The sequence below is a fragment of the Leisingera coralii genome (assembly GCF_049056525.1).
Lineage (GTDB): Bacteria > Pseudomonadota > Alphaproteobacteria > Rhodobacterales > Rhodobacteraceae > Leisingera > Leisingera coralii.
The window spans coordinates 1-8,184 of record NZ_JBHUPT010000036.1; the positions used below are offsets into that span (position 1 = coordinate 1).

Sequence of the window (8,184 nt, forward strand, 5' to 3'; positions counted from 1 at the left end):
GCCGGCGCAGCCGGTGCGCCCGCGGGCGCGGGAGGGTTTGCCTGCTGCAATCAGATACGGCGGCGGCAGCAGCCCCGTTTGCGCTGCCGGTTGGGCGGGGCGGCAAAGCCAGGATAAGGCGCAGCCGCCACTCCCTGAGCGGAAGAAGATTGCCTTGTCCGGGCTGCCCGGCTCGAAGGCTGCCTGTGCCGGCGCGCAGCGTGCCGGAACTGGAGGCCCTGGCCGCTCTTTACGCCCCGGCTGCAGAGATCGCCGGCGGGCTGCCGGGGTCCAGCGGCATGGTGCCCGGGGGGGCAAAATCACGGATTTTCTCGTGGATCAGTGCCTTGCGCAGCGGCTTTGTCAGGTAATGATCCAGCCCGGCGGCCAGGATGCCTTCGGAATCGCCGGCCATGGCGTGGGCGGTCAGCGCCACCACCGGCACGTGATTGCCGGTTCCGGCCTCGATCTTGCGGATCTCCGTGGTTGCTTCCTTGCCGTCCATCTTGGGCATCGAGATGTCCATGAAGATCAGATCCGGGGCAAAGGTTCTGAAGGCTTCGACCGCCTCCAGGCCGTTGCTGGCAAATTTCAGCTCTATGTTCAGCTCCTTCACCATCTTGCGGAACACCAGCTGGTTGGTCTTGTTGTCTTCTGCCGCCAGCACCCGCATCCGGCGGATTTCCGGCTCAGGCGGGCAGGCAGGCGGTTCCGGCGGTACAGCCAAGGGGATCGCTGCGGGTGACGCGGCAGGCTTTGCCCCGGCAACGGTCCGCGTTGCAGCGGGTTTGCCGGACCCGGCCAGATTGGCCAGCTGGCGGAACAGATCGCCGCGCGGCACCGGGTTCTGCAGCACACCGTTCACCAGCTGGCGGATTTCCGGATCATTGGCGGCCTGCGGGCTGGAGTTCAGCAGCAGCACCGGCACCTCACTCCACCGCCCGGACGCGAGATCCCGGGCCAGCTGCACCCCGTCCAGCGCCGGCGGGTTGTGGCCGCTGATCACCAGGTCGATACTGTTCTGCATCGCCGTCAGCGCGGCAGCGGCGGTGCCGGCGGTGGAGACCTGAATACCCAGCATCAGCAGGTGTTTCTGCAGGATCTCGCAGTTCAGCGGCAGGTCATCCACCAGTAGCACATGGCGCAGCGAGCTGGGCAGGGCCGGAACCGCAGTCTCAGGGCCGCTTTCCACCGGCAGCGGCAGGCGGAAGCCAAAGCAGGACCCCTTGCCCTCCTCGCTGTCGACCCAGATCTCGCCGCCCATCATCTCGATCAGCCGCTTGGAGATCGCCAGCCCCAGGCCGGTGCCTTCGAACTGGCGGTTGCGTTCATCCTCGACCTGGTTGAACTCGCCGAAGATGTGGCCGATCTTCTCCTCCGGAATGCCGATGCCGGTGTCCTCGATATTGACATGCACCGCGCATTGCTTGTCGTCCGGGGAGGTGATGCCGGTCACCCGCAGGGTCACATGGCCCTCCTTGGTGAACTTCACCGCGTTGCCTGCCAGGTTGGTCAGCACCTGCCGGATGCGGCCCGGGTCGCCGGTAAAGCGGGTCGGCAGGAACAGGTCGTAATCGACCAGCAGGGCAATCCCCTTGTCCCGGGCGGTGGGCTGCAGCAGCATCACCACCTCATGCAGGCTGCGCTCCAGGTCGAAGGATTCCGGGTGCAGTTCCAGCTTGTCGGCTTCGATCTTGGAATAGTCGAGCACGTCATTGATGATGACCAGCAGCGCCTCACCCGAATTCTTGATGGTGCTGGCATAAAGCCGCTGTTCCTCGTCCAGATGGGTGTCGCACAGCAGTTCCGCCATGCCCACCACCCCGTTCATCGGGGTGCGGATCTCATGGCTCATATTGGCGAGGAAGGCGGATTTGGCGCGGTTGGCGGCTTCCGCGCGGGCGCGGGCGGCGCGCAGTTCCTCCTCGTAGCGCACCGTCGAGGTGATATCGAGCGCCAGAGTCACCATGTCGCCGTCATGGCCGCGCTGGTCGATCAGCCGCAGGTAGCGTTCGTCCCACAGCTGGATCACCACCGGTGCCGGCGCGCGAGAGTGCCAGCGCTCGTTCATCATCTCGCGCCAGGCATCCGCCGCCATGTCGCCGGTGTTTATCAGCCCTTCGTCGGTCAGAAGCTGCAGGATGCGGAGGTAGGAAATACCGGGTGACACTTCCTCCAGCCCGTCGAAGATATTGAGATAAGCGGTGTTGGCGCCGATCAGGTTGCTTTCGGCATCAAAGAAGGCAAAGCCGTCCTGAATGACCTGGATCGAGTGCCACAGCCGCCGCTCCGCAGTTTCGATTTTCTCGTTTGCGGTGTGAAGGTCGGATTTCACCTTGGCGTTTTCGTCGCGGACCGTGGCCACCTCGGCCTGGGTCTGGCCGATCTGCTTGGTCAGCGCCAGCGCATGGCGGCCGAGCTTGCGGTTCGCGGCAGAGAGCTCGGCCTGCTTGAGCTCAAGCAGCCGCTCGGCGGCCAGCCGGGCCCGCCTTTCTTCCGCTAATTTGTCGGCAAGGCTCATCCCTGCGAACTCCGGCAATGCGTCAACACAAACAGCGCGCGGCTAATTCCGCGCGGGCGGCAGCATGGCTGCCCTTAACGTGTTACGCGGGGGAATCTTGCTATGACGTTAAGCCCGTGCCAGCCTGCTTCCAGTATTGGAGGGTTCCATGCCGCGTCTGTTTTCTGCCTTTTTCATTTTCTGCCTTGCCATCCTGTTCTCCCAGCCTGCCGCCTGGGCCGGTCCGCAGGTGCCGGATTTCCGCTACAAGACCTTCGCCAACACTGATTATTTCGGCTCCGACCTGCAGCCGCTGTTCGATACCGACCTGCAGTCCTGCGCCCGGGCCTGCTCGGCTCAGACCGATTGCGCGGGGTTCGTCTTCAATCAAAAGGCCAATGCCTGTTTCCCGAAATCGGCGTTGCAGCAGTCCAGCCCGTATGACGGTGCCGTCTCGGCGCTGAAACAGCCGGTGCCTGCCGCGTTGATTACGGCAGCCGCCGGCCGGGCCGCGCAAATGACGATGGTCTCCGGCCGGGATCTGGAGCGTGCAGCGGACTTCGCCCGCACGCTGGGGCTCGCCTATCCGCTGACCACCGAAGACGCGGCAGAGGCATATGCAGCCGCGCGGTCGCTGCTGCGTGCGGGCGAAACCGCCTCCGCGCTGCGCTGGATGGGGCAGGCGGTGGTGCTCACCGATTCGGCCCAGGACTGGACCCGGTTCTCCGCCTATCTCTCACGCGCGGCCCAGGACAGCAGGAACCGGTCCCAGCAGCGACGCTTCCGGCAGGAGGCCTATCTTGCCGCGCTGAACGGCTATTTGCGGGCTGAGGCTGCCGCTGACCAGGCGGCAGCGCTGGCAGCCGCCGCCGACGTGCAGGCGGCGCGGGGCCAGGGCCGGGACATGCTGCGGCTGCTTCGGCTGGCCGAGGATATCGCACCGGGGGCGCTCCCGCCCGGCAAGCTGGAGGATGCGATTGCCAAATACGGTTTTCGCGTCACCTCCAGCACGGTGGAAAGCGACAGCGCCGCGCCGCGCATCTGCGCCGAATTTTCGGAAGACCTGGAACAGGCCGGAACCGACTACGAAAACTACGTGCGCCTGCCCGAGGCCAGTCTGGCCGTCACCGCCCAGGGCCGTCAGCTCTGCCTGGACGGGGTGGAGCACGGCAAGCGCTACCACATCACTTTGCGCCGCGGTTTGCCTGCGGCCAGCGGCGAGCAGCTTTACAAGGATGTGGAGCTGACCCATTACGTGCGCGACCGCGCGCCCAAGGTGCGCTTCCCGGGCCGCGCCTATGTGCTGCCCGCGGGCGGCACGGCGGCGCTGCCGGTGGAAACCGTGAACCTGACGGAACTGGACCTGCGCCTGCGCCGGGTCAGCAGCCGCAACGTGCTGCGCACCTTGCAAGAGGGCTATTTCGCCAAGCCGCTCTCCCATTGGGAGGATGAGCATTTCGCCGCGGATATTGCCGAGGAAATCTGGACCGGCAGCGCCGAAGTGGACACCGCGCTGAACCAGGCGATGACCAGCCGCTTGCCGCTGGATGAGGCTCTAACAGGGCAGAAACCGGGTCTTTATGCGCTCACCGCGCGGGTGCCGGGGGCCGATTCCTATGACGATGCCGGCGCCACTCAGTGGTTCGTGCTGACCGGCCTGGGCCTTTCCACCATGTCCGGCAGCGACGGGTTGCATGTTCAGGTGCAGGGCCTGGCAGACGCCAAGCCGCAGGAAGGTGCGGAGGTCAGCCTGATCTCCTCCGCCAACGAAGTGCTGGCGACAGAGACCAGCGACGCCAGCGGCTATGTGTACTTTGCCCCCGGTCTCACCCGCGGCTCCGGCGGCGCGGCCCCGGCGCTGATCACCGCACGCGCAGGGGAGGGCGACTTCACCTTCCTGCCGCTCAACGATGCCGCCTTCGACCTGTCGGACCGCGGCGTGGCCGGCCGCCCCGCGCCGGGGCCGGTGGATGTGTTCCTGGCCACCACCCGCGGCGCCTTCCGTGCAGGCGAAACCGTGCATGTGACTGCGCTGGCCCGTGACAGCAACGCACAAGCTATCAATGGTCTGCCGCTGACCGCGATCCTGTTGCGCCCGGACGGGGTGGAATACACCCGCCAGACCTCCGCCGCAGGCCATCAGGGCGGCCACGTCTTTGCGCTGCCCACCGGCCCCGCCGCCCCGCGCGGCACCTGGCGGATCGAGATCAAGAGCGACCTCAAGGCCACCGCGCTTGCCAGCCGCCAGATCCTGGTCGAGGATTTCCTGCCCGAGCGCATCGACTTCGAACAGCAGGTCACGAATGCAGACAGCCTCCACCCCGGCGGGGCAGCCCAGATAGAACTGCAAGCCGATTACCTGTTCGGCGCCCCCGGCGCGGGCTTGAAGGTTGAAGGAGACATCCGCCTCACCGCAGCGAATACCCTGGACCAATGGCCGGGCTTCCGCTTTGGCCGCTATGACGAACCTTCCTCGGCCCAAACCGAGCATTTCGGAGGCCAGGAAACCGGCCGTGACGGCGCCGTGGCCTTCACCGTCAACCTTCCCGGTGCCGCCCCGGCAGAAGGCAAGCCGCTAGTCGCGACCCTCACCACCCGCGTCGCCGACGGCTCTGCCCGCCCGGTGGAACGCTCTCTGGACATGCCCGTGCGCCCCGCCGGTCCGGTCTTCGGCATCAAGCCGCAGTTTGACGAGGCCGCGGCAGAAGGCTCCGAAGCAGGCTTCGAACTCATCGCACTGGCCCCGGACCTCACCCCCATGCCGATGCGCGTCAAGTGGACCCTGAACCGGGTCGAGACCCGCTACCAGTGGTATCAGCTCTACGGCAATTGGAACTGGGAGCCGATCACCCGCCGCACCCGCATCGCCACAGGCGAGGCGCAGCTGGGCAGCGACCCGCTGCCGCTCTCGCAGCCGGTCGACTGGGGCCGCTATGAACTGGTCGTTGAACGCCTCGACGGTGAATATGCCTCTGCCGCCTATGACTTCTATGCCGGCTGGTACGCGCCCGAAGGCAGCACCGAGACCCCGGCGAGGCTGGAGTTGTCACTGGACCGCGACAGCTACACCCCCGGCGACACCGCCCGCCTGCGCATCGTGCCGCAGGCCGCGGGCACCGCGCTGGTCTCGGTGGTTTCCAACCATCTGATCCACCGCATGGCGGTGGATGTCCCGGCCGGCGAAACCGTGATCCCCTTGGAGGTGACCCAGGACTGGGGCAGCAGCGCCTATGTGACCGCAACCGTGATCCAGCCCGTGGCCGGCGACCGGGGGCGCACGCCCCTGCGCGCCCTGGGTCTGGCCCACGCCGGCGTCACCCAGCCCGGCCAGCAACTGGAGGTCGCCATTGACGTCCCCGAGGTGGCCCGCCCGCGCGGCACGCAGACCGCAAAGCTCCGCGTCACTGGCGCGGCGGAGGGCGAAGAGGTCTGGCTCACCGTCGCCGCCGTGGACCTCGGCATCCTCAACCTCACCGGCTTCACCAGCCCCGACCCCAGCGCGCATTACTATGGCCAGCGTCGGCTGGGGATGGAGCTGCGTGACGTCTACGGCCGCCTGATCGATCCCGGCAACGGTGCCATGGGCCGCATCCGCTCCGGCGGTGATGCGGACAGCGGCATGAAGATGCAATCGCCGCCACCAATCCAGGACCTTGTGGCGCTGTTCTCCGGCCCGCTGAAGGTGGACGAAAACGGCGAGGCGGAATTCCCCCTGACGCTCCCCGCCTTCAACGGCACCGTGCGGCTGATGGCGGTCGCGTGGTCGGGCAAGGCTGTGGGCCAGGCCGAGGCCGACATGCTGGTGCGCGACCCGGTAGTGGTCACCGCCTCCCTTCCGCGCTTCCTGGCGCCAGGCGATGAAAGCCGCACCCGGATCGAAATCGTCCACGCCGACGGCCCCGCCGGAGACATGCAGCTGACAGCAACCACCGCAGGCGGTCTGACGCTCGGCACCCTGCCCGCCGCCGTCACGCTGGCGGAGCAGGGCAAGACAGTGCTGGACCTCCCGGTCACGGCAGAAACTGTGGGCGACCACGAGCTGGCCCTCACCCTCACCACCCCGGACGGGCAGGAGCTGCGCCAAACCCTGCGGATGCCGGTCCGCGCCAATGATCCGGTGACGTCTGAGATCCGCCGTTTCACCTTGGCGGCCGGCGATACCTTCCTGTTCAGCAAGGACGTCTTCGCGGGCCTCCGCCCCGGCACCGCCCACGCCACCATCTCCTCTGGCCCGCTCGCCAAGTTCGACGTGCCGGGCCTCTTGGCGGAGCTGGACCAGTACCCCTACGGCTGCACCGAGCAGGTGACCTCCAAGGCGCTGCCGCTCCTCTACCTCAGCAGCGTGGCGCAGGCCGCGGGGCTGGGGAACGGCCCGGCGGTGGACGCGCGTATCAACGCCGCCATCCGCCAGGTGCTGACCCGCCAGGCTCCCAGCGGCGCCTTCGGGATGTGGCGCGCGGACAGCGGCGAGTTCTGGCTGGACGCCTATGCCAGCGACTTCCTCAGCCGCGCCCGCGCGCAAGGTTACGCGGTCCCGCAGCAGGCCTTTGCCCAGGCGATGGACAACCTGCGCAACCGCATCAACTACGCCCCGGATTTCGACAAGGGCGGCGAGGAGATCGCCTATGCCCTCCTGGTGCTGGCCCGCGAAGGCGCCGCCCAGATGGGCGACCTGCGCTACTACGCCGATGTGAAGGGCGAGGCCTTTGCCACCCCCCTCGCTGCCGCCCAGCTGGGCGCGGCCCTTGCGGCCTATGGCGACCAGCGCCGCGCCGACCGTATGTTCGCCCGCGCCGCGCAGATGATCGGCGCTGAGGCGCAGGGCGAAGCCCGCCTCTGGCGCGCCGACTTCGGCACAAGGCTCCGCGATACCGCCGGTGTTCTGGCCTTGGCGGCTGAGGCCGGATCGGAAACGGTGGACCGCGCCAGCCTGACGGCACGGCTCTCGAACGCGAGCGGTATCCGCTCCACACAAGAATCCGCGTGGACCCTGATGGCCGCCCATGCCCTGGCCCAGAACCCCGAAGACTCCGGTCTTCTGGTCAACGGCCAGCCCGTCCAGGGCCCGTTTGTGCAGGCCGCGGACGGACAAAACACGCCGGAACTCGCCCTGACCGCCGCCAGCGGCCGCACCGCGAAAATCACCCTCACCACCCTTGGCGTGCCCAAGGTCCCGCCCGCCGCGGGCGGCTTCGGCTACACCATCGAGCGCAGCTACTACACGCTGGAGGGCCAGCCGCTGGACGCGCACTCCCTGCAGGCGGGCGCGCGCTTTGTGGCGGTCCTGCGTGTGAAGCCGCACGAAAAGACCGGTGCGCGGCTGATGATCAACGACCCGCTGCCCGCGGGATTTGAGATCGACAACCCGAACCTCCTGCGCTCCGGTGATCTGCGCGATCTCGACTGGCTGAACCCGGCTGAGGCCGAACACGCCGAATTCCGCAGCGACCGCTTCCTGGCGGCAGTGAACGTGCGTGATGCCTCCGCGGTCACGCTGGCCTATGTGGTCCGCGCGGTGACGCCCGGCGTGTTCCACCACCCCGCCGCCTCGGTTGAGGACATGTACCGCCCCGCCTACCGCGCCCGCACCGGTACGGGGCGGGTGGAAGTCAGGTGAGACGCTGGCTGAACAATACGGAGGGCAGCGCCCGGCCCGGCGGGGTGGAAGCGAAGCGCCCACCCCGTGGGGGGCGGGACGGGCGCTG

The 8,184-nt window shown here is 67.6% G+C and carries 2 protein-coding genes; one reads left to right on the forward strand and one right to left on the reverse strand.

All coding sequences use genetic code 11. From position 1 onward, the window contains the following. Nucleotides 1-229 precede the first annotated feature (229 nt). Nucleotides 230-2,500, reverse strand: coding sequence for a response regulator (locus tag ACFMBG_RS13670; protein WP_421055253.1), 2,271 nt, complete (start codon nucleotides 2,498-2,500; stop codon nucleotides 230-232). Nucleotides 2,501-2,648: 148 nt separating this feature from the next. Here ACFMBG_RS13670 and ACFMBG_RS13675 point away from each other — a divergent pair, with 148 nt between their 5' ends. Further along, nucleotides 2,649-8,096, forward strand: a complete 5,448-nt coding sequence (locus ACFMBG_RS13675) for an alpha-2-macroglobulin family protein (protein ID WP_421055254.1) — start codon at nucleotides 2,649-2,651, stop codon at nucleotides 8,094-8,096. The last annotated feature ends 88 nt before the right edge of the window (nucleotides 8,097-8,184 follow it).